This is a genomic window from Aeromonas rivipollensis (assembly GCF_010974825.1).
GTDB lineage: Bacteria > Pseudomonadota > Gammaproteobacteria > Enterobacterales > Aeromonadaceae > Aeromonas > Aeromonas rivipollensis.
This window is the reverse complement of the sequence record NZ_JAAILA010000008.1, coordinates 47,404-69,168: the sequence shown is the minus strand read 5'-3', so window position 1 is coordinate 69,168 and position 21,765 is coordinate 47,404. Positions and strand designations below refer to the sequence as shown.

The following is a 21,765-nucleotide window of genomic DNA, read 5'->3' as shown; positions in this document are numbered from 1 at the left end:
GCAATCCGGTTATGGCCAGTTCACCACCAGATCAGGCCAGATGCGCTGCCACTGTTTGTCCCTGATCCTGTCGATGAAGATCCGGCTCTCCTGCCGGCAGCGCGGATTGGCACTCACCTGCAGCGACCAGTTGTGGCCAAAGCCATGGGGCGCCAGCCACTCGAACTCATCGTTGGCCAGCAGCCTGACCCCGATGCAGGTGGGGACCTCCACCCAGTGACTGAGCGCTTCCAGCGAGCTGGCGAAGGGGGGCACCTGCTGGCGACTGTGCATGCGCGCCTGGTTGCGCACCTCCCAGCGTTGATCAGGCAAGCGAATTCTGAGCCGGGTTTCGTACTCCCGTTCGTCCGCACCTTCCGGGTCGCTGGGATCCAGATAGATAAGATCTATGTCGTTGAGGGGAGTGGGCTCGGCTTTCTGGTGCAGGTGATCCCAGATGAGGTTGCGCACAAAGCCCGCCCCCAGCGCCCAGTCCGGCAGGGCCAGCTCCCGCGCAGCCCAGAGGCAGGCCATGCGTAGGGGATCGGTCCGCAGCAGGGCCTCGGTGCGGGCTTGCAGCTGTGCCTCTCGGGCCGCTTGTGCCTCAACCCCCATGACGGCGCAGCCAGACGCCTATGTAGCTGCAGCTCGGCACTATGGTGAGCCCCTCTGCTCGGGCCCAGTCGTAGAAGCTGCGCGCCAGTTTGTCGGCAATGCCCTGTCCCCTCAGCTCGGACGGCACCTGGGTGCTGCAGGCATCGACAGTGCCCGCATCCAGCCAGCGGTAGCTGAGGCGAGAGGTCTTGCCGTCCACCACGCAGATGAACTGCTGCTGGTCGGCCTGATGAAGAATGTCGCTCATGGAGGCTCCTCAAAGGGTGGGGAAGGGGTATCAGAGCATGCTGGCCGGACTTTGCCAACAGTGCTCTTTGCGGGCCGAGGAGGCTCGCTTACACTGACCGGCCTGCGAGTGGCTCGTCAGGCAAGGTATAGAACAGTTAGCAGAGGATGGATCCCGTTATGGCCTTCGCCACCCTGGAAGATCTGATTGGCAATACCCCGTTGCTGCGCCTGCGCCGCATCAACCCCTATCCCGACGTGACCCTGCTGGTGAAGCTGGAGGGCAACAACCCCGGCGGCTCGGTCAAGGACAGGCCGGCCCTGAACCTCATCCGGGCGGCGGAGGCGAGTGGTCACTTAGGGCCAGGCGCGCGGCTTATCGAGGCCACCTCGGGCAATACCGGCATAGCGCTGGCCATGGTGGCGGCGGCCCGGGGGTACAGGATGCGCCTCGTGATGCCGAGCAACATGAGCCAGGAGCGGCGCGACGCCATGCAGGCCTACGGCGCCGAGCTGGTGCTGGTGGAAGAGGGCATGGAAGCTGCGCGCGACCTCGCCCTCGCCATGCAGGCGCGCGGCGAGGGGCTGGTGCTCGATCAGTTCAACAACCCGGCCAACCCGGATGCCCACTACCTCTCCACCGGTCCCGAGATCTGGCGCCAGAGCGAGTGGGCAATCACTCACTTCGTCTCGGCCATGGGCACCACGGGCACCATAATGGGGGTCTCCCGCTACCTCAAGGAGCAGAACCCGGCGGTAGAGGTGATTGGGCTGCAACCGGCAGAGGGGAGCCAGATCCCGGGCATTCGCCGCTGGCCCGCCGCCTATATGCCCGCCATCTTCGAGCCACAAAGGGTCGATCGGGTGCTGGATGTGACCCAGGAGGAGGCGCTCGCCACCATGCGCCGGCTGGCGCGGGAGGAGGGGATCTGCTGCGGGGTCAGCTCGGGGGGCGCCGTGGCCGGTGCCCTGCGGGTGGCGGCCGAGCTGAGCCAAGGGGTGGTGGTGGCCATCATCTGCGATCGGGGGGATCGCTATCTTTCCACCGGGGTCTTTACTCCGCCCTTCTGATCCTGCGCCCCGGGGTCATTCCCATACCTGCTCCAGCAGCGTCAGCAGCTGTTCCCTGTCCGCATCCTTGCGGTTGTAGAGCAGGGCACCGTCGTTGATGGCGAGATCCCGGATATCCTTGAGCACTGCTCTGTCCGTCACCCCGGCTTCCGCCAGGGTGCGCGGCAACCCCACTCCCTGCCAGAGACTGTCCCGCAGGGCGCAGAGTGCATCCAGGGCCGCCTGGGGGCGCAGGGCCTGTGGGGTGGCCGCGAAGCGCTCCGGCCCGGCCAGCGGCAGCAGCAGGCGGGCCAGCTCGGTGTCTATCTGGGGCCTGTTGTAGTCGAGCACCGTGGGCAGGAAGAGGTTCATGCACAGGCCGTGGGGCAGGTGGCAGCGGGCCCCCAGGCTGTGGCCGAGGGCGTGCACCAGCCCCACCATGGAGTTGGAAAAGGCCATGCCCGCCAGGGTGGAGCCCTCCGCCAGTTGCAGCCGCAGGGCCTTGTCTTCGGGGGCCAGCAGCACCCTGGGCAGGGCATCGGCTATCTTCTCCACCGCCATCAGGGCCAGGGCGTCGCTGACCGGGTTCTTGCCGTTGCCGATGAAGGCCTCGATGGCGTGGGTCATGGCGTCCATGGCGGTGGCGGCCGTGATGGGCAGCGGCAGCCCCTGGGTGAGGCGCGGGTCCAGCACCGCCAGCTGGGGCAGCAGGAAGGGGGAGGTGAAGGGCACCTTGCGCCCGCTCCCCTCGTCCCGGATCACCGCCACCAGTGTCACCTCGGAGCCGGTGCCCGCCGTGGTCGGCACCACAGCCAGCGGCTTGAGGGGCCGGGTCAGGCAACCTGCCCCCGCGTGATCCAGCAGCCGCTCCCCACCCAGGGTGACCAGGATGTTGACCGCCTTGGCGGTGTCGATGACGGAGCCGCCCCCCAGGGCCACCAGGCTGTCACAGCCGAGTTCCCGCCAGCGGGTGGCGATGCGCTCCACCACTGCGGTAGAGGAGTCGGCGGGGATCTGGTCCCAGATTGCGGCCACCGGCAGGCCCCCCTCCGCCAGCACATTGGCCAGCAGGGTGGCGAGCCCGCTGCCGCCGACCCCCTTGTCGGTGAGCAGCAGCGGACGGCGCGCCCCCAGCGCCATCAGCTCGTCCGGAAGTTGCTCCAGTGCCTGCTCCCCCGCCATCAACCTGACCGGACAGAAGAAATCGTAATAACGGCTCATGGTGTTCATCCTTCTCTTCAACCGGTCAGCAGACCCAGGTAGATGTGGCAGGCTCGCGTCAGCTTGTGGCGCGGGCTCGGGTAGTGGCGCAGCAGGGGCCGTGCGATGAAGGCCGGCAGGATCAGGGCTTGCAACTGCTCCAGCGCCCGCACCAGGTGCATGGCCGCACTGAGATCCCCCTCCACCAGCAGTCGGTTCTCGCAGAAGGCCTGATTGATGCCGAGGCGAAAGCTGAGGGCGCGAAAGGCGATGGCGGGGTGCTTGAAGCAGACGCGCAGCAGATGAGGGCTTGTTGCCCCCCGGGGCGCGGGGCCGCAGCGCCAGCGCCCGGCCCTCTTGTGCAGGGTCAGGCCATGAGGCAGCCCGTGAACCTCCAGCCGGATGCAGAGCCCCTCCGGCAGGGGGGCCAGCTCCCGGCGCACCGCCTCGTCGACCCGGGCGGCGCGGCACAGGGTGCGGCCGATGACCCAGAGCAGGCTCCCTATCAAGAGGCGCCTGCCGGTGGCGAGCAGGGGATCAAGCGTCATGAGGGCCTCCTGCGATGGCGGACCAGAAGAGGGCGAAGGCGCTGGCCTGCCAGTGGGGATCCTCCCCGAGCTCGGGTTGGTCCACAAAGAGGGAGGCGCAGGCCAGAAACTGGCTCTGGCACACCTCCAGCATCAGGACGGGGGGCGCCTGCATCAGCTCGCCGCTGGCCTGGCCCTGGCTCAGCAGGCGCGGCAGGAAGCGCAGTGTCTCCCCCAGGATCTGGCTGCGCAGGGATCTGGCCAGCAAGGGGGAGTGGAAGAACCCCAGCACGAACTTGAGTTCGTGGGGATGGGCCTGCATCCAGCTCATCGCCTGATGCCAGTAGTGGCGCGCCTGCTCCCTGAGGGGCAGGGCCGGATCCGCCTCGCTGATGGCGGCGCCAAGGCGCAGCTTGACGTCCTGATAGAGGCATTGGATCAACAGCTCCTTGCTGGGAAAGTGGTGAAACAGGGTGCCGTTGGCCACCCCGGCCGCCCGGGCGATGCGGGCGGTGGCGGCCCCCTGCAGGCCATCCTCGGCGCAGAGGGCAAGGGCGGCATCCAGGATCTGGCGGCGTTTGTCTGTCATGTGTTCGCTCATGCAGCCTCCTAGCGCAGGAACAGGGCCATCATCAGCCGCTGGTACCAGCGCCGATAAGGGGGGTGGATCAGGGTTCCGGCGCTGAAACGGCCACGGCGCAGCACGGTTTTCGCCTTGGAGAAGGTGAGAAAGCCCTCGTGGCCATGGTAGTGACCCATGCCGGAGGGGCCTATGCCGCCGAAGGGGGCGTCGTCCGCCGCCACCTGGAACAGGCACTCGTTGATGGCCATGCCACCGGCGTGGGTCTCCCGGATGAGGCGGCTCTGCAGCGCCGGATCCAGGCTCATCAGGTAGCAGGCGAGGGGGCGCGGGCGCGCCGCTATGTAGGCGAGGGCCTCGTCGAGGCTGTCATAGGGCACCAGGGGCAGCAATGGGCCGAAGATCTCCTGCTGCATCAGCTGGCAGTGGCCGGGCACCTCGGTCAGCAGGTGGGGCACCAGGCGGCGGGCGCCGTCATCCCGGGCCGGCGAGGCGCAAGGGTGCACCTGGGCGCCCGCCTGCTTCGCCTCCGCCAGCCAGGCGGTGAGCCGCTCGTACTGGGCCCCGTTGATGATGGAGCCGTAATCCGGGCTATCCAGCCCCTTGGGATAGAGGCGGCGAAAGTGCGCCTGATAGGCCTCGATAAAGGCCTGCTCCTGCCCCCGCGGCAGCAGCACATAGTCCGGGGCCACGCAGATCTGGCCGGCGTTGAGGCTCTTGCCGAAGATCATCCGCTCCACCGCCAGGGCCAGCGGCATGTCGGGGGCGATGAGGCAGGGGCTCTTGCCACCGAGCTCCAGGGTGAGGGGGGTGAGCTGGGGGGCGGCGGCGGCCATCACCAGCCTGCCCACCGCAGTGGAGCCGGTGAACAGCAGATGATCGAAGGGGAGGGTGCTGAAGGCGGCCGCGAGTCCCGCGTCCCCCTCGATGACCACCACCTCGTCATCCCCAAACACCTGGGCCAGCAGGGTGCGCAACACGGCATTGGTATGGGGGGTGAACTCGGAGAGCTTGATCATGGCTCTGTTGCCGGCGGCGATGGTGCCTATGAGGGGCCCCAGGCTCAGCATCACAGGGAAGTTCCAGGGCACCATGATGCCGATGACGCCCAGAGGCTGATAGTGCACCTCGACCCTGGCGGGGGCCAGCAGCAGGCCGGGGTGGCGCCGCGCCGGCCTCATCCAGCCCTTGAGCCGTTTCAGGCTGTAGTTGATCTGCATGACGCAGGGCAGTATGTCGGCGACCAGACTGTCGTAGTCGCTGCGCTGGCCATAGTCCAGGGCCAGGGCGTCGCACAGGGGTTGCTTGTGGGCGAGCAGGGCCCCCTTGAGTGCGCTCAGCCGGTTGCGGCGTTGCTCCAGGCTCGGCATGGGATGGGCCTGACAGGCCCGCTTGAGGCGGTTCACCTGCTCGGGCAGGGAGAACTTGTCTGGGGACTCTGTTCGTATGGCTTCCATGGCATGCTCCGCACAAAAATTGACCGACTGATTAGTCGGTCTAAGCCTACCGGCTTGTTGCCAGCTTGTAAACAAGGGCGTGCCAGAGCAAGGGTGGATGAGTGGGTTCTCCGATGGAACTGTGCTCGGCCACACAGTTTGGGGGTATCTCGATTGGTGAATTATCCAATAAGGGGTAGTTTTCAATCATCAACTCAAATGGAGAGCAGCACATGACCAGGGAATTGCACAGCCTGCTGGCCCGGCTGGACGATGTGATCGAGCGCATGCCGGACAGTTTCAACACCTATGAATTTGCCCAGAAGCTGGCGCTGCAACATCAGCGCGAGTATTTCGCCGCGGGTCACTCCCTGGCGGAGCAGGACAAAAACCTGCTGCGGCTGCTCCACGAGAAGATTGCCGAGGCGCTGGCAGCAAGCGATGGGCTGATCGAAGGGGCCCTGCTGCCCTGCGTGACCCCCTGGGGCGAGCGAGCCACCTCGCCCCGCTGGCACCGCAAGCACTGAGCCTCTGCGCGGCACATAAAGAAGAAGGCCCCTTGGGGCCTTTTTGGTGTTCGTTGGTGGCGGCTACTGGGTCAGGCGGCGGGCCTGCCAGTAGCGGCTGTTCCAGTAGACGTTGTCGAGGCGCGAGCGGATCACCCCCTTGCTGGTGGAGGCGTGAATGAACTCCCCGGCACCGGTATAGACGCCGACGTGGTACTGCTGCCAGCCGGTCTTGAAGAACACCAGATCCCCGTGCTGCAGGCGGTATCTGTCCACCGGGCGGCCGAGGCTGGCCTGGGATTCAGTGGTGCGGGGCAGGGTGAAGCCCAGCACCTGCTGGTAGGCAAGCTGGGTGAAGGCGGAGCAGTCGAGGCCGGCGCGATTGGTGCCGCCCATGCGATAGGGGACGCCGCGCCACTGTTGATAGAAGCCGTCGAAGGCACTGGCCTGGCGGGCAGGAGGGGGCGGCTCCGGGGTACTGGAGCAGGCGACGACAAGCAGGGCCAGCAGGGGCGGAAGCAAGGTGCGAAACATCTCAACTCCTTGATAGGGCACGGGATTCATCATAGACGATGTTCCTGCCTGGAACCTGAACAGCGATAGCATAAAAACTTGCCGAGGGCAGAGAAAGGGCCCCCGGCGAGCCAGTCGTCAGTCCGCCGCCTTGGGACTTATCAGCGGCGTGAGCAGCTCGGCAATCTTGTAGAAGGTCTGCACCCGGGTGGTGCTGGGGCGCCACACCAGGCCAATCTCGCGATAGGGCTTCTCCCCGGGCAGGGGGATGGCCACCAGATCCGAGTTGTCGAGGATGCCTGCATCTATGGCCATCTGGGGCAGGAAGGTGGTGCCAAGGCCGGCGCCCACCATCTGCACCAGGGTGTGCAGACTGGTGGCGGCGAAGGGGTTGATCTTGCTCTTGTCCCGCAGCCGGCAGGCACTCACCGCGTGCTCGGTCAGGCAGTGCTCCCGCTCCAGCAGGAAGATGCTCTGATTGGGCAGCTCCTTGTAGTCGAACGGCATGTGCAAAGTGGCAGCCATATCTGACGGCATCACCATATGGAAGGGATCCAGCCCCACCGTCTTGCTGTGAAAGCCGCCTATTTCCACCGGCAGCGCCAGGATCAGCAAGTCGAGCTGCCCCTGCTCCAGCTGCTTGAGCAGATTGGTGGTGGTGTCTTCCCGCAGCAGCAGCTCCAGCTCCGGATAGGCCTTGCCGCACACCTGCAGCAGCTTGCTCAGCAGGAAGGGGGCTATGGTGGGGATGCAGCCCAGGCGGACTGTGCCGTGCATGACGCCCCCCTGCTGCTGGCCGAGCTCCATCAGATCCCGGGCATCGGAGAGCAGGTTGCGCGCCCGCGCGACTATCTCCATGCCGACCGGCGTCATGATGAAGCTCTTGTGGTCACGCTCCACCAGTTGCAGGTTCATCATGTCCTCCAGAGTCTGGATCCCGGTACTCAGGGTGGACTGGCTGACATGACAGGCCTTGGCGGCGCGATTGAAATTCTTGTGCTCGTCCAGAGCGACCAGATACTGCAGCTGTTTCAGGCTGGGCCAACGTTGCATAGGGGAAACCCGATCGATGCTATCTATTTGATTTGATTAATCTACCATCGAGAGACTGCTTTGTCGCCGAGATTAGGCGCCCTCCTGGCAGGGTCTGTGCGTTGCGGGGCAAGCGGATGGGGATAAGCCCGCCATCCACCTGCCCGTCGCGGCAACTGCTGCCATGGGAGCTTATCCCCTTGTGCCAGCCCGTTGAAGGGGGGTTGCCATGGGATGTGACGGGGATCGGCCTTCCCTGGCGTCTTCCGGAGTTGCCCATGGCCGGCCATAAAAAAACGCGCCTGTTGGCGCGTTTTTGCAGGAGTGAGGGCAGGCTATTCGTCGAAGATACCGAAGTGATCCTTGGCGAAGTTGACCCGCTGCTCCACGTTCATCTTGACCTGACCCAGCTTCTCTATGGTCTTGAGATTGGGCACCAGGCCGCGACCGTTGGCTATCTGGATGGCGAGGCCGGGACGGGCGTTGAGCTCCAGCAGCATGGGGCCGCGGAACTTGTCGAGCACCATGTCGGTGCCGATGTAGCCCAGACCCGACATCTCGTAGCAGGAGGCGGCCAGGGTCAGCAGGGTATCCCAGTGGGGCACCTTGAGATCGTAGAGATCCAGACCTGTGTCCGGGTGATGGCGCAGCGGGTTGCCAAACTGAACCGCCCGCAGGGCGCGACCGGTGCGCAGGCACAGACCCACCCCCACGGCGCCCTGGTGCAGGTTTGCCTTGCCGTCGGAGGCGGCGGTGGAGAGGCGCATCATGGCCATCACGGGGAAGCCCTTGAAGATGATCACCCGGGCATCGGGGACCCCTTCGAAGGAGTAGCCGTCGAACACGTCATCGAAGTTGATGAGGCCTTCCACCAGCGCCACGTCGGGCTTGCCGCCCAGGGAATAGAGGCCCGCCAGTATGTTGGAGACATGACGCTCCAGATCCTGACCGGTGGAGGCGCTGCCGTTGGGCTTGTAGAAGCTGCCCTCTTGCTGGCGCAGGATCACCAGTATCCCCTTGCCCCCCGAGCCGCGGGCCGGCTTGATGCAGAAGCCCGGCCAATCCTTGACCAGCTCGGTGATGCGGGTCACGTCGTGCTGCTCGCGTATGGTTCCGATGAGTTCAGGCACCGTCACCCCCGCATCCAGCGCGATGCGCTTGGTCTTGAGCTTGTCATCCACCAGCGGGTAGAGACGACGCGGGTTGTAGCGGCTGATGTAGGAGTGGTTGCGTTTGTTCATGCCGAGGATGCCTGCCTGGGACAGGCTCCACGGACTGGTGTATTTCTGCCAGAACCACATCTGTTACTTGTCCTTACCCGGGGTGGCACCGGACTTCATCTCGTCCACCAGCGGCTTGAAGCGCTTGAGCTCGCTCAGCTTGTAGCCGGTGTAGTTACCCATCACCAGCACGGTGGCCATCAGCACCAGTTGCAGGCCGAGGAAGTTGAAGGTGAGGTGACGAATGAGCTCGTTGTCCATGGCCAGGTAGGCGATGACCGCCACCAGCAGGGAGCCGCCGCCCTGACGGAACACCTCTTTGGGGCCCTCTTCTTCCCACAGGATGGACATCCGCTCTATGGTCCAGGAGAGGATGATCATCGGGAAGAAGGTGATCTTCATGCCGTCGGTCAGCCCCAGCTTGAAGGCAAAGGCCGAGAAGATGCCGATCATCGAGATCACCATGATGATGATCGCCGATATTCGGGCCACCAGCAGTAGGTTGAGCCTTGAGAGGTAGGAGCGGATCACCAGGCCGGTGCCGACGATCAGCAGGAAGCCGATGAGACCGGTGACCAGGGAAGTCTGGATGAAGGCGACCGCGATCAGCACCGGCATGAAGGTGCCCGAGGTCTTGATCCCCACCAGTACCCGCAGGAACACCACCATGAGCACACCGATGGGGATCAGCAGCAGACCCTTGAACAGGGCCTGCTCTTCCAGCGGCAGGCTGTGGATGGAGAAGTTCATCATCTCTGATTTTTCGAACTTCTGCGCCAGGGCCACGTTCACCGGTTGCTCCTGCTCGATCATCGAGAAGGTGACGCGGGAGTTGTGGCCGCCGGTCACGTCCAGCAGGGCGCCTGAGTTGTATTCCCACAGCAGCAGGTTGCCCGGTTGCCCCTGTTCGCCGGTTTGCGGGTTGAACAGCTTGTAGTCGGTCGGGCTGTTGAACACCTGCAGGTAGTCCACCAGCTCCTGACGACGGCGACCGTCTTCCAGGCTCAGGGCGTGCACCACGCGCGCCGGCACCTCGGCGTTGTTGAGCAGCTCGGCGATCAAGCTGGCGCGGCTCTTGTGAGACTTGAGCAGCTCGGCGTTCTGTTCCTGCTTCTCGATCTCCTTGATGATCTCGCGGGTCAGGGTGTAGCCGTCGGCGGAACGCTCCTGGGCGCGCTCGAGGATCTGCTTCATCGCGGTGGCGTAAGGCTCACTCTCGATCTGCTTCTCGATGGCGGGCGGCAGGGGGTTGGCGGCGGGCTTGGCATGGGCATCCGCCATCATGTCGACCCGGTAGTAGAGCTCCTGGCGGCCGGAGGCGCTGCGAATGGACCACTCGGCGCGGGCATCCCCGTCTTTTTCCACGAACGACAGGCCGTAGCCCGGGCTCGCGGCATTCTCGTTCATCAGGGTGAAGCCGGGCTGGGTGCCCGGAATGGCCAGGGAGGCGATCACCGGCTCGCCGGTCGCCTCGAACTCGAGCTTGGCTTCGATAGACCAGATCTGACGTTTTTCACCGGGCGTGAGGGGCACGTCCAGGGCGACATGGTGATAAAACGTCATTCCCAGGCCGACAATGAACAGCAGGGCGACCAGCAGATAGAACGGCTTACGGGAAACCATGGATTATTTTACATCCTTGAGCTTGGGTTTTGGTTGGATATACTCGCGGGCCACGTCGACCACGGCGATGTCTTTCAAGAATTCACGGCCCAGCAGCACGGGGAAGGTCATGTCGCTGCGATCTTTGAGGGTAAACTCGGCCTTCTCGGTCATGTCGCCGATGCGCACTGTGAGGCGCACCACGGGACGGCGGTCGAGGTCGTCGGCAGAGGCCTGACGCACCCGCACGTGACGCACCAGGGGTGCCTCGATCTGGATCTTGTCGTCCATCTCCTGGTGGCTCAGGAAGAAGCGTACCCAGTTCTTGCCGTTGCGCTCGAAGATGGTGATCTCCTGGGCGCTGATGGAGGAGGTGGTGGCGCCGGTATCGACCCGTGCCTGGAAGGCATCGTTGGCGGCATCGACCCAGATCCACTCGGCTTCACCCACCAGCAGCTTGCCGTCGACCGTGTGGCCCTGGCTCGGGGCCGGGCACTTCTCGGTCGGGATGGCCATGGGTTTGGGGGGCTCGGGTGGCAGGGTAGCCAGCTTGCTGTCGACTTTCTTCACGGACTCTTTCATGTTGGTGACATCGGTGTTGAGCTGAACCAGCAGGTGCTGTTGCTGCACATACTGCTTCTGTTGCTGTTCCATGGATGTTTGCAGGCGTTGCTCGCTCAAGCTTATCTCGTTGCGAAGCTCTGCCAGCGTCAGGGTCGGGACAGGGGGCGCTTTTTCCATACTGACACACCCGCCGAGACTGAGCAGGGAGAGCAGGGTCATTCCTTTTAATTTGCTTTTCATGTCATTCATTTAACTGTGCTTCCTGGAATTGGGTCAGTGTAACTTCCACAGCCGCCATCGGCTAGTCTTTGGCCTTTCTGGCGATCAGTACGGCACGCTTGGGTGCCGGGTATCCTTCGACCGTGAGTGCGGGATCATCGGGATCCAGATAGTCACTCAGGGACTCGTTAATCATCCAGTCGGTACGACGCTGCTCGTCGGTGCTGGTCATATTCTCGTCCACTATCCGCACGTCGCTGAAGCCGCAGCGCTCGACCCAGAGTTTGAGGGCTGCGCTGGAGGGGATGAACCAGACGTTGCGCATCTTGCCGTAGCGATCGGTGGGCACCAGCACTTCCCGCTCGTCGCCATCTATCACCAGCGTCTCCAGCACCAGCTCCCCATCGTCTTTCAACTGGTTGCGCAGCTGTTCGATGTGCTCGATGGGGGACTTGCGATGATAGAGCACTCCCATGGAGAAGACGGTGTCAAAGGCACGCAGCTCCGGCAGCTCCTGGATGCCGAGCGGCAACAAGTGCGCCCGTTGATCGTTGCCGGCAAAGTGGCGAATGGCCTCGAACTGGCACAGGAACAATGGGCTGGGATCGATGCCGACCGCGAGCCTGGCCCCTTCCCCCACCATGCGCCAGAGGTGGTAGCCGCTGCCGCAGCCCACATCCAGCACGTAACGCCCTTCGAGGGGGCTGATGTGGGGCAGCACCCGATCCCACTTCCAGTCGGAGCGCCACTCGGTGTCGATGTGGATGCCGTGTACGGTAAAAGGCCCCTTGCGCCAGGGCATGAAGTGGCGCAGCAGGCTCTCGGTCTTCTTGCGCTCCCCCTCGTTCATGCTCTCAAGGCTGCCGATCTCGACCCGGTTCTTGAGCTCGACCTGGCCTGGGGCGACCGTGGGCAGCTTGTTGAGGGCCCGGTTCCAGCGCGGCAGATCCCCGTGCAGGTTGTCGTGCTGCCAGGCGTGCAGCTGGGCAGGCAGGGTGTGCAGCCAGTGGCTCAGCCGGTTCTTGGCGATCAGTTGATAAAAGTTGGCGAAATCGATCATGGCTGGGCGTCGCTTGATTTGATGGCAATCATGGAGCCGAAGTTGAAGCACTGGAACCAGAGATCCTGATGGGTGAAACCGGCGTCCCGCAGGCGGGCACGGTGGGTCTCCAGGCTGTCGGTACGCATCACGTTTTCCAGCGCCGTGCGCTTCTGGCTTATCTCCAGCTCGCTGTAGCCGTTGGCCCGCTTGAAGTCCAGATGCAAGTCGATGAGCAGGGCGTTGACCTGCTCGTCCTCGAAGCGGAACTTCTCGCTCAGGATCAGGATGCCACCGGGGCGCAGGCCGTCATGGATGCGCTGGATGAGGGTGGCCCGCTTCTCGGGCGGGACGAACTGCAGGGTGAAGTTGAGCACCACCACCGAAGCGTTCTCGATGGCGATGTCGCAGATGTCCGCCTCCACCAGCTCCACCGGCACCTCGGACTTGAAGCCCGACAGGTGGGCGCGGGCGCGCTCTATCATGGGGTGGGAGAGATCCACCGCCGTGATCTGGCAGCCGGGCTGGTTGACATGGCGGCGCATCGCCTGGGTCGCGGCGCCAAGGGAGCAGCCGAGATCGTACAGGCGGCTCTGGGGCTGGGCGTAGCGGGCGGCCATCATGCCGATGGCGGAGATGATGTTGCTGTAACCCGGCACAGAGCGCTGGATCATGTCGGGGAAGACATCGACGACCTGTTCGTCAAAGCAAAAATCCCCCAATTGGGCGATGGGGGCGGCAAAAATCTGATCGTGCATGCTGGCGCAACCTGACAGCCGGTGCGCGAACCGACTGTGTGTTCAATGGAGTCGTTGGGTGACGCCCGTCCGGGTCGTCACCGGTTTACGAACGGGGTGGCTGGCCTTGAGATCCTTCGGGCCCGCCCCGTTCGCAATGGACCATCATCCTGGTCCTTTATGGGGATGAGCCGTCTGCGGCAGGTGTTGCCATGGACAGCGGTCAGAGCCCTTTACCGGGAGCCGGACGGTCGCCTGCAACACTATGCAATGGCGGGCGTCCGGGTCCTTACTTGGGGCGGTAGTGTAGAGGAAAGGTGGGCGTTTGTCTTGACGCCGAGCCCCGTGGGGCCACAAAAAAACGGCTTTTTTTAGCGGTGAAACAGGGGCGGGGAAGGGAGCGGCTAAAAGGGCAGCAGGCCCTGGCGCGCGCGATCGTTTTCCCCCGGCCAGGGGGCCATCTCCTGACCGAGCAGCCGACTGACCTGACGGGCCAATTCGGGGGCCCGGGCGTTGTCGGCGGTATGGATAAAGAGGTAGAGATCCTTCCCCTCTGCCAGCCATTGTTTCCAATGGGGCAACCAGGAGGGCAAAAAGGGGTGATTGTCCTCGGGATGAGGAAGGCCGATGAGGCGCACCACAGGGCTGTTGGCCGTGGCGAGCAGGTGCACCGGCAGGCGCGGCTTCTTGCCCTGGGCATCGACGAGGGCCGGCGTGGTTGCGGGCACCGAGAAGAGCGGTCGGCTGTCGAGCATGATGCGGTTGATGCCTTTGTCCATCAGCAGCCGGTTAAGGGTGCGCTCCGCCTCCCCCTTGGCGAAGAAGTCGGGGTGGCGCACCTCGAGGGCATAGGTGAAATCCGGCGGCAAGCCCTCGAAGAAGGCGGCGAGGCGTGGCAGGCCGGCGGGGCCGAAGCGGGCGGGCAGTTGCAGCTTGAGCAGCCCCAGCTTGTCGTGCAGGGGCGCCAGCAGCTGAATGAAGTCCGTCACCTGTTTGTCGGCGCTCACCAGATCGCTCTGGTGGCTGATGGCCTGCGGGAACTTGAAGCTGAAGCGAAACTGGGGCGGCACCGCATCGGCCCAGCGGCGCACCGTTTCCGGGGTGGGGGAGGCGTAGAAGGTGGTGTTGCCCTCCACCGTATTGAACACCCGGGCATAGTGGGCGAGGTGTTCGGCAGGCTTGGCGCCCACCCCCAGTAGCTGGCCGGGCCAGGCCGGGTGTGACCACTGGGGCAGACCCAAATAGAGGCTCATGTTGGTTCCTGTCTGCGGATTTATGCTGTTTTGCTCCCCTTTTTGCGCCAGGACAACAAAAAACAGGGCAAAGGAGGCTGCGGGCCATTTTACCCAAATGGGGGTTTTCCTCTATAATGCCAGCCCTTTTGTTTGCCAAATCGTTGTGACTCACGGGGTTGTGCGCCTAAGGTGGCGATGACCGGGGTCACAAGGTTGCCAGACAACGACGCTTGCCGATGTTCTCGCCTCGCGCGTCGACCCCTCAAGGGGCCACTCGGCGCGAGCCGGCATTGGCGGCAAGTATCCGGCTCGGGGAGCCGGATGATATGAGACTGATTTCAAACCGGGTAAGAACCAGGATCTGGCCAGCTGTGAGACAGACGGTGCTTGCCAGTCGTGCCCGGCGACCCAAGGTGAACCGTCTCTCTACCATTTCGAAGGAAGAAGTCCATGCGCTCTATCTATTGCGGACAGGTCAATGAGGCCCATGCCGGGCAGACCATTACATTGTGCGGTTGGGTCCATCGTCGTCGCGATCTCGGCGGCCTCATCTTTATCGACATGCGCGACCGGGAAGGGATCGTGCAAGTCTTCTTCGACCCGGACAAGCCGGACGCCTTCGCCCTGGCCTCCGAGCTGCGCGGCGAGTTCTGCATCCAGGTGACCGGCGTGGTGCGTACCCGTCCGGACTCCCAGCGCAACAGCGACATGGCCACAGGTGCCATCGAAGTGTTCGCCCACGAGCTCATCATCATCAACCGTGCCGAGCCGCTGCCGCTGGACTTCAACCAGGTCAACAGCGAAGAGGTCAGCCTCAAGTATCGCTACCTGGACCTGCGTCGCCCCGAGATGGCCAAGTACCTGAAGACCCGTGCCAAGGCCAGCGCCTTCGTGCGTCGCTTCATGGACGAGCAGGGCTTCCTCGACATCGAGACCCCCATGCTGACCAAGGCGACGCCGGAAGGGGCCCGTGACTACCTGGTGCCGAGCCGGGTGCACAAGGGCAAGTTCTACGCCCTGCCGCAGTCCCCGCAGCTGTTCAAGCAGTTGCTGATGATGTCCGGCTTCGATCGCTACTACCAGATCGTCAAGTGCTTCCGCGATGAAGACTTGCGTGCCGACCGCCAGCCGGAATTCACCCAGATTGACGTGGAGACCTCCTTCATGACTGCGCCCCAGGTGCGCGAAATCATGGAAGAGATGATCCGCAAACTCTGGATGCACATCCTGAACGTGGATCTCGGCGACTTCCCCATCATGACCTTCGACGAGGCCATGCGCCGCTTCGGCTCCGACAAGCCGGACCTGCGCCTGCCCATGGAGCTGGTGGATGTGGCAGACCTGCTGACCGCCGTCGAGTTCGCCGTCTTCGCCGGCCCCGCCAACGACCCCAAAGGCCGCGTAGCAGCCCTGAAAGTCCCGGGCGGCGCCGAGCTGTCTCGCAAGCAGATCGACGAGTACACCAAGTTTGTCGGCATCTACGGTGCCAAGGGCCTGGCCTGGATGAAGGTCAACGCCGCCGCCAATGGCCTCGAGGGCGTGCAGTCCCCGGTGGCCAAGTTCCTGTCCGACGAGATAGTGCGCGAGATCCTGGCCCGTACCGGTGCCGCCGACGGCGACATCCTCTTCTTCGGCGCCGACAGCAAGAAGGTGGTGTGCGACGCCATGGGCGCCCTGCGCCTGAAGGTGGGCCGCGATCTGGGTCTGGTGGAGAACGTCTGGAAGCCGCTCTGGGTCATCGACTTCCCCATGTTCGAGGAAGATGGCGAAGGTGGCCTGGCTGCCATGCACCACCCCTTCACCGCCCCGAGCAACCTGGGCCCGGCCGAGCTGAAAGCCAACCCGGTGAGTGCCTATGCCAACGCCTACGACATGGTGATCAACGGCTACGAAGTAGGCGGCGGTTCTGTGCGTATCCACAACAGCGAGATGCAGTCCACAGTGTTCGACATCCTGGGGATCACCCCGGACGAGCAGCGCCTGAAGTTCGGCTTCCTGCTGGATGCCCTGAAGTACGGTACCCCGCCGCACGCCGGTCTGGCCTTCGGTCTGGACCGCCTCAGCATGCTGCTGACCGGTACCGACAACATCCGGGACGTGATCGCCTTCCCGAAAACCACGGCAGCGGCCTGCCTGATGACGGACGCTCCGAGCTTCGCCAACCAGGCCCAGCTGACCGAGCTGGCCATCGCCACCGTTGCCAAGGCTGATGCCAAGGCTGACGCCTGAGAAGATTGAAGAACGGGTCGCCATGCGACCCGTATCCCATTGATTTCAAAATTATAACGGAGAGTTTTTATGGCAGGTCACAGCAAATGGGCCAACATCAAACACCGCAAGGCGGCGCAAGACGCCAAGCGTGGCAAGATCTTCACCAAGCTGATCCGCGAAATCACCACCTCGGCTCGCCTCGGTGATGCTGATCCCGCCAACAACCCGCGCCTGCGCGCGGCGGTAGCGGCTGCCCTGACCGGCAACATGACCCGTGACACCATCAACCGTGCCATCCAGCGCGGCGCCGGTGGTGGCGATGGCGAGCAGCTCGAGACCATCGTTTATGAAGGTTACGGCCCGGCGGGCTCCGCCGTCATGGTGGAGTGCCTGACCGACAACCGTAACCGCACCGTGGCCGAAGTGCGTCACGCCTTCAGCAAGTGCGGCGGCAACCTGGGCACCGACGGCTCGGTCGCCTACCTGTTCAGCAAGAAGGGTCTGCTGACCTTCGTGGGCGTGGACGAAGATGCCCTGATGGACGCGGCCCTGGAAGCGGGTGCCGATGATGTTGTCACCGAAGAGGATGGCTCCATCGAGGTCTACACCACCCCGAACGATTTCGGCACAGTGCTCGATGGCCTGGAAGCCGCCGGCTTCAAGCCCCAGAGCGCCGAAGTGACCATGATCGCCTCCACCGAAGCCGAGCTGGACGCCGACACCGCCCCCAAGCTGATGCGTCTGATCGACATGCTGGAAGACCTGGACGACGTTCAGGAGGTCTACCACAACGGCTCCATCTCCGACGAAGTGGCCGCGCTGCTCTGATCTGATCGCACCGCCCCTGACTGGGGATAAATACCAGACGGCAGCCTCAGGCTGCCGTTTTTTTATCTTACTGACTCTCCTCTGGCCCCATTTCCTTCGCTTTGCCTCCCTTAATGCCCGCTTAAGTTTGCCTTTCTAGGATCAAATTGCATCCGGGCCGCTGTGCCCATCACCGCGTTGTCTGCTCGGGAAGAGAGACGGGTGACAGGGATGCCCACAACGGAGCCCCCATGCAGGGTCTCCAGATCATTGGTTTGTCGGAGTCTTCTTATGCGCCTCACTCTGGGAGTGATGAAGGTCAATCTGTTGCTGGTGCTGCTGTTTGCACTGGTGTTCAACTGGCCCATTTTTCTGCACTTTTACCGCATTCTCAGCGCCCTCGAGCACGTCAAGGCGGGGTTTGCCCTCTCTATCCCCCTGGTGCTGGTCGCCGCCCTCAATGCGGTCTTCCTGCCGTTCACCTTCCGCTATCTGCTCAAGCCCTTCTTCACCTTCCTGATCGTCACCGCCTCCCTGGTCAGCTACGCCATGCTCAAATACGGCATCATCTTCGATGTGGGCATGGTGCAGAACATACTCGAAACCAACAGCGGGGAGGCAAGCTCCTACCTCAATGGTTCAGTGGTGCTCTGGTTCCTGCTGACCGCCGTGCTGCCGGTGCTTGGCCTCTTGTGGCTGAAGATCGAATACCCAACCCCCTGGTACAAGGGGCTGGGCATGCGTCTGGCGGGGATCGCCCTCTCCCTGCTGTTCCTGGTCGGCGTCGCCGCCCTCTATTACCAGGATTACGCCTCAGTCGGGCGCAACAACCATACCATCGTCAAAGAGATAGTCCCCTCCAACTACGTGCGCGGTCTCTATCGCTACGCCAGGGATATTCTCTTCGCCACCCCTGTCCCTTATCAGCCGATAGGCACAGATGCCAGGGTGGTGGACAAGGGCGGCAAGCCGACCCTGATGTTCCTGGTGGTGGGGGAGACGGCTCGCAGCCAGAACTACTCCCTCAACGGCTACCAGAAGCAGACCAACGGCTTCACCATGAAGGAGCCGGATCTCGTCTCCTTCAGGGACGTGCGCTCCTGTGGCACCGCCACCGCAGTCTCGGTGCCCTGCATGTTCTCCAACCTCACGCGCCGTGGTTATGACGAGACCCTGGCCAAGTCCAGGGACGGCCTGCTGGACGTGCTGCAACACGCCGGTGTCTCTGTGCTGTGGAAGGAGAACGACGGCGGCTGCAAGGGGGTATGCAATAACGTGCCCACCCTGGAGATCGAGCCCAAGGCCTTCCCCCAATACTGTGAAGGGGACTCCTGCTATGACGAGGTCTTGCTGCAGGGGCTGGATCGGCAGATCGCCGGGATGAAGGGCAAGCAGGGCAGCAAGCTGGTAGCCTTCCACCTGATGGGCAGCCATGGCCCGACCTACTATCGCCGCTACCCGGCCGGGGATCGCGTCTTCCTGCCGGACTGCCCGCGCAGCGACATCGAGAACTGCAGCAACGAGGAGCTGGTCAACACCTATGACAACACCATCCGCTATACCGACAAGGTGCTGTCCCAGCTTATCGCCAAGCTCAAGACCCTGGAGAGCCAGTACAACGTGGGGCTGGTCTACCTGTCGGATCACGGGGAATCCCTGGGGGCGCTGGGGCTCTATCTGCACGGCACCCCCTACAAGTTCGCCCCGGACGATCAGACCCGGGTGCCCCTGCTGACCTGGCTCTCTCCCCAATTGCAGCGGGATCGCGGGCTCAATCAGGATTGCCTGCGCCAGGAGGCGGGCAGCAAGCGCTTCTCCCACGACAACCTGTTCCATTCGATGCTCGGTATCATGGACGTGCAGACCCAGGTCTATGACGGCGCGCTTGATCTGTTCAAGCCCTGTAGGGCGGGGTGAGTCAGGCTAACCGAACGCGACAACCTGTTGCCCCGCACCATGCTCGGTATCATGGATGTGCAGACTCAGGTCTATGACGGCAAGCTTGACCTGTTCAAGCACTGCCGGGCGGGGTAAACCGGCGAAAACAGACCATAAAAAACGGCAGCCACTGGCTGCCGTTTTTGTTTCTCAAGGCTTGGACCTTTACTTCTGCTCCATGATGATCTGCAGCAGATCCCCCTCCAGCAGGGAGCGCTTCACCAGGGCGAAGCCGCCTATGGTGGGCTGGTTCTGGAAGCGTGCCTTTACGATGGGCAGGCCACGGTGGAAGCTTGGCAGGGACTGGTGCTCGACGCAGCGACGGATGGCCGGGATCAGGATCTCTTCGGCGGCGGTGATTTCACCGGCGATCAGCACCTTCTGGGGGTTGAACAGGTTGACCGTGATGGCGATGGCCCGGCCCAGGTGTTCTCCCACGTTCTCGATCACGCTGCGGGCCAGTTCATCCCCCGCCACGGCAGCCTTGCACACCTCCTGGATGGTGATGTGCTTCTCCTGCAGCGAGCTCAGGTGGCCGCGGCTGATGAGCTCCTTCACCTTGTCGACGATGGCCTCGTTGGAGGCGATGGTCTCGAGGCAGCCGAAGTTGCCGCAGTGGCAGCGCTTGCCGAGGGGTTCGACCTGGATGTGGCCTATCTCGCCGACGTTGCGGTTATGACCGAGGAATACCTGCCCCTTGGTGATGATGCCGGAGCCGGTGCCCTGGTGCACGCTCACCAGGATGGAGTCCATGCAGTCGCGGGACTCGCCGAAGAAGTGCTCCGCCAGCGCCAGGGAACGGGTGTCGTTGCCCACGTAGCAGGGGAGGTTGAAATGGTGCTCCAGCAGCTTGGCGAGCCCCAGGTTGCGGATCTGGTAGGTGGGGGTATAGATGACCATGCCGGATTCCGGGTTGACCAGACCCGGCATGGTGAGCGCTATGCTGATGAGGTTGCGGCTGCGCTCGGTATTGGCGTCGATGAAGGCGCCAATTTCCCGCAGCAGCATGTCGACCACGGGCTGTTGCTCTATCTCTGTCACCTGGGTGATGTGCTGATCGAGCTCCTTGCCGTCGAGATCATACAGGGAGAGCTGCAGATAGCCGCGGCCAAGCTTGGCGGAGACAAACTGAAAGCGATGCTTGATGGTGGTCAGGGAGATGGCGCGTCGTCCGCCGGTTGACGCCTGGGGCGACGTCTCCCTGATCAGCCCATGCTCGATCAGTTGCCGGGTTATCTTGGTCACGCTGGCCGGGGCCAGCTGACTCAACTCGGCAATTTTGACCCGCGAGATGGGCCCCTGCAGGTCAATGAGTCGATAGACGACGGCACTGTTCACCTGCTTGATAAGATCTACGTTTGCTATTTGTCCGCCAGTCATAGTGTCACTGTGTTGTGTAGTGTCCGTTAACCACGGTCCCGCAGACCGTGAAGGCCTGATCAAAGACGGTGAGGTTGGCAATTTTTCCGACCTGGATACTACCGAGACGTGAGTCCCATCCAATGGCGCGAGCGGGGTAAAGGGTGGCCATTCTCAGTGCTTCATCGAGCGGTAATCCGACCTGTTTGACCAGATTCTCCACCCCTTCAATCATGGTGAGGGCGGAGCCGCCGAGTGTACCATTCTCATCGACGCACTGACCATCGCGGAAATAGACGGTTGCGCCACAAAAATCAAACTGCTCAAAGCCTTCCGGTGCACCGGCCGCGGCGGTGGCATCGGTGACCAGCACCAGTTTCTCGCCGAGGATCCTGTGTGCCAGGCGCACGTTGGCCCAGTGCACGTGGTGACCGTCGACAATGACACCGGCATAGACATCCTTGCGATCATAGATGGCGCCCACCACGCCAGGCTCGCGACCGTTCAGGGTCGGGGTCATGGCGTTGTAGAGGTGGGTGGCAAAGCGCATGCCGTTGTCAAACCCGGCCATGGCCTGGTCATAGCTGGCGGCGGTATGGCCGGCGGAGACCAAGATGCCGGCCTCCACCAGGCGACGGATGTGCTCCGGCTTGTTGCGCTCCGGCGCCAGGGTGATCTTGGCGATGGCGTCGCTGTTGGCGCAGAAGAAATCGATCATCTCGTCGACGGGCTGACGGATCTGCTCGGCCGGGTGTATGCCCTTGCGCTTGAGGTTGGTGTAGGGCCCTTCCAGATGGACCCCCAGCACCTCGTTCGGACGGGCGGCCATGTAGTCGCGGGTCACCGCCACCGCCAGCTTCATGTCGGCATCCGGACTGGTGATCAGGGTCGGCAGGAAGCTGGTGGTACCGGACTTGAGATTGGCCGCCTGCATGGTGGCCAGGGTCTCTGTTGTGATGTGACCGTTGAACATGACGCCACCGCAGCCGTTGAGCTGGACATCGATGAAGCCGGCGCTGAGGTTGGCGCCCTTGAGATCAATCTGCTCAATGCCCGCTGGCAGTTCGGCCAGGTGGGAGATGGCGACAATCTTGTCGCCTTCGATCAGTACGCCGTGGCCGGTCAGCACGCAGCTGCCGGTATAGAGGGTGCAATTAGTCAGTGCGTACAT

Annotated in this window: 21 protein-coding genes; 5 read left to right on the top strand and 16 right to left on the bottom strand. The window is 63.3% G+C overall.

From position 1 onward, the window contains the following. Window positions 1-9 precede the first annotated feature (9 nt). Window positions 10-594 carry a nucleotidyltransferase family protein gene (locus G4923_RS05575; protein ID WP_163135974.1) on the bottom strand — a complete coding sequence of 195 codons (585 nt, stop codon included), beginning with the start codon at window positions 592-594 and terminating at the stop codon, window positions 10-12. Next, the gene (locus G4923_RS05570; protein ID WP_163135972.1) at window positions 584-841 is read right to left on the bottom strand and encodes a GNAT family N-acetyltransferase; all 258 of its coding nucleotides are present in this window, start codon (window positions 839-841) and stop codon (window positions 584-586) included. The genes G4923_RS05575 and G4923_RS05570 overlap by 11 nt, the downstream gene beginning before the upstream one ends. A gap of 146 nt (window positions 842-987) precedes the next feature. On the opposite strand from G4923_RS05570, the gene cysM reads away from it, so the two are divergent. Continuing rightward, entirely contained in the window at window positions 988-1,890 is a 903-nt protein-coding gene (gene cysM / locus G4923_RS05565; protein WP_163135970.1) for a cysteine synthase CysM, read from the top strand. Window positions 1,891-1,905: 15 nt separating this feature from the next. Here the strand turns inward: cysM and G4923_RS05560 are convergent, their stop codons facing one another. The 4 genes from G4923_RS05560 to G4923_RS05545 are packed head-to-tail and all read right to left on the bottom strand — an operon-like array spanning window position 1,906 to window position 5,633. Then, entirely contained in the window at window positions 1,906-3,090 is a 1,185-nt protein-coding gene (locus G4923_RS05560; protein WP_106887402.1) for an iron-containing alcohol dehydrogenase, read from the bottom strand. A gap of 17 nt (window positions 3,091-3,107) precedes the next feature. Beyond that, the gene (locus tag G4923_RS05555) at window positions 3,108-3,617 is read right to left on the bottom strand and encodes an SCP2 sterol-binding domain-containing protein (RefSeq protein ID WP_163135967.1); all 510 of its coding nucleotides are present in this window, start codon (window positions 3,615-3,617) and stop codon (window positions 3,108-3,110) included. Continuing rightward, entirely contained in the window at window positions 3,607-4,197 is a 591-nt protein-coding gene (locus tag G4923_RS05550; RefSeq protein WP_163135965.1) for a TetR/AcrR family transcriptional regulator, read from the bottom strand. The genes G4923_RS05555 and G4923_RS05550 overlap by 11 nt, the downstream gene beginning before the upstream one ends. Before the next feature lie 8 nt (window positions 4,198-4,205). Beyond that, on the bottom strand, window positions 4,206-5,633 hold the full coding sequence (locus tag G4923_RS05545) for a coniferyl aldehyde dehydrogenase (protein ID WP_163135963.1): 1,428 nt from the start codon (window positions 5,631-5,633) through the stop codon (window positions 4,206-4,208). Between the two features lie 212 nt (window positions 5,634-5,845). Between G4923_RS05545 and G4923_RS05540 the strand changes: the two genes are divergently transcribed. Then, the gene (locus tag G4923_RS05540) at window positions 5,846-6,139 is read left to right on the top strand and encodes a hypothetical protein (protein WP_106887398.1); all 294 of its coding nucleotides are present in this window, start codon (window positions 5,846-5,848) and stop codon (window positions 6,137-6,139) included. Window positions 6,140-6,202: 63 nt separating this feature from the next. On the opposite strand, the gene G4923_RS05535 is transcribed toward G4923_RS05540, so the two are convergent. The 8 genes from G4923_RS05535 to G4923_RS05500 form a co-directional block, all read right to left on the bottom strand. After that, entirely contained in the window at window positions 6,203-6,652 is a 450-nt protein-coding gene (locus G4923_RS05535; protein ID WP_025326338.1) for a C40 family peptidase, read from the bottom strand. A gap of 117 nt (window positions 6,653-6,769) precedes the next feature. Next, window positions 6,770-7,684 (bottom strand): hydrogen peroxide-inducible genes activator, encoded by a 915-nt coding sequence (locus G4923_RS05530; RefSeq protein ID WP_163135960.1) that lies wholly within the window; start codon window positions 7,682-7,684, stop codon window positions 6,770-6,772. Between the two features lie 314 nt (window positions 7,685-7,998). Continuing rightward, window positions 7,999-8,964 carry an alpha-L-glutamate ligase-like protein gene (locus G4923_RS05525; RefSeq protein WP_106887395.1) on the bottom strand — a complete coding sequence of 322 codons (966 nt, stop codon included), beginning with the start codon at window positions 8,962-8,964 and terminating at the stop codon, window positions 7,999-8,001. A 3-nt stretch (window positions 8,965-8,967) separates the two neighbouring features. Continuing rightward, the gene (locus G4923_RS05520; protein WP_106887394.1) at window positions 8,968-10,506 is read right to left on the bottom strand and encodes an inactive transglutaminase family protein; all 1,539 of its coding nucleotides are present in this window, start codon (window positions 10,504-10,506) and stop codon (window positions 8,968-8,970) included. A 3-nt stretch (window positions 10,507-10,509) separates the two neighbouring features. Next, window positions 10,510-11,298 carry an ATP-dependent zinc protease family protein gene (locus tag G4923_RS05515; protein WP_041204232.1) on the bottom strand — a complete coding sequence of 263 codons (789 nt, stop codon included), beginning with the start codon at window positions 11,296-11,298 and terminating at the stop codon, window positions 10,510-10,512. 52 nt (window positions 11,299-11,350) lie between these two features. Then, entirely contained in the window at window positions 11,351-12,328 is a 978-nt protein-coding gene (gene cmoB, locus G4923_RS05510; protein ID WP_163135958.1) for a tRNA 5-methoxyuridine(34)/uridine 5-oxyacetic acid(34) synthase CmoB, read from the bottom strand. Beyond that, complete coding sequence (gene cmoA / locus G4923_RS05505; protein WP_163135955.1) at window positions 12,325-13,065, bottom strand: carboxy-S-adenosyl-L-methionine synthase CmoA; 741 nt, start codon at window positions 13,063-13,065, stop codon at window positions 12,325-12,327. The genes cmoB and cmoA overlap by 4 nt, the downstream gene beginning before the upstream one ends. Window positions 13,066-13,448: 383 nt before the next feature. Continuing rightward, on the bottom strand, window positions 13,449-14,297 hold the full coding sequence (locus tag G4923_RS05500; protein WP_163135953.1) for a DUF72 domain-containing protein: 849 nt from the start codon (window positions 14,295-14,297) through the stop codon (window positions 13,449-13,451). A 432-nt stretch (window positions 14,298-14,729) separates the two neighbouring features. Here G4923_RS05500 and aspS point away from each other — a divergent pair, with 432 nt between their 5' ends. The 3 genes from aspS (at window position 14,730) to G4923_RS05480 (ending at window position 19,214) form a co-directional block, all read left to right on the top strand. Next, window positions 14,730-16,508: an aspartate--tRNA ligase gene (gene aspS, locus G4923_RS05490; protein WP_163135951.1), complete on the top strand. Its 1,779-nt coding sequence runs from the start codon at window positions 14,730-14,732 to the stop codon at window positions 16,506-16,508. Between the two features lie 69 nt (window positions 16,509-16,577). Then, window positions 16,578-17,318, top strand: a complete 741-nt coding sequence (locus tag G4923_RS05485; protein ID WP_005325689.1) for a YebC/PmpR family DNA-binding transcriptional regulator — start codon at window positions 16,578-16,580, stop codon at window positions 17,316-17,318. A 270-nt stretch (window positions 17,319-17,588) separates the two neighbouring features. After that, window positions 17,589-19,214 (top strand): phosphoethanolamine transferase, encoded by a 1,626-nt coding sequence (locus G4923_RS05480; RefSeq protein ID WP_163135949.1) that lies wholly within the window; start codon window positions 17,589-17,591, stop codon window positions 19,212-19,214. 186 nt (window positions 19,215-19,400) lie between these two features. On the opposite strand, the gene nagC is transcribed toward G4923_RS05480, so the two are convergent. Further along, complete coding sequence (gene nagC / locus G4923_RS05475; RefSeq protein ID WP_162519201.1) at window positions 19,401-20,615, bottom strand: DNA-binding transcriptional regulator NagC; 1,215 nt, start codon at window positions 20,613-20,615, stop codon at window positions 19,401-19,403. Between the two features lie 4 nt (window positions 20,616-20,619). Further along, window positions 20,620-21,765, bottom strand: a complete 1,146-nt coding sequence (gene nagA, locus G4923_RS05470; RefSeq protein WP_111911259.1) for an N-acetylglucosamine-6-phosphate deacetylase — start codon at window positions 21,763-21,765, stop codon at window positions 20,620-20,622.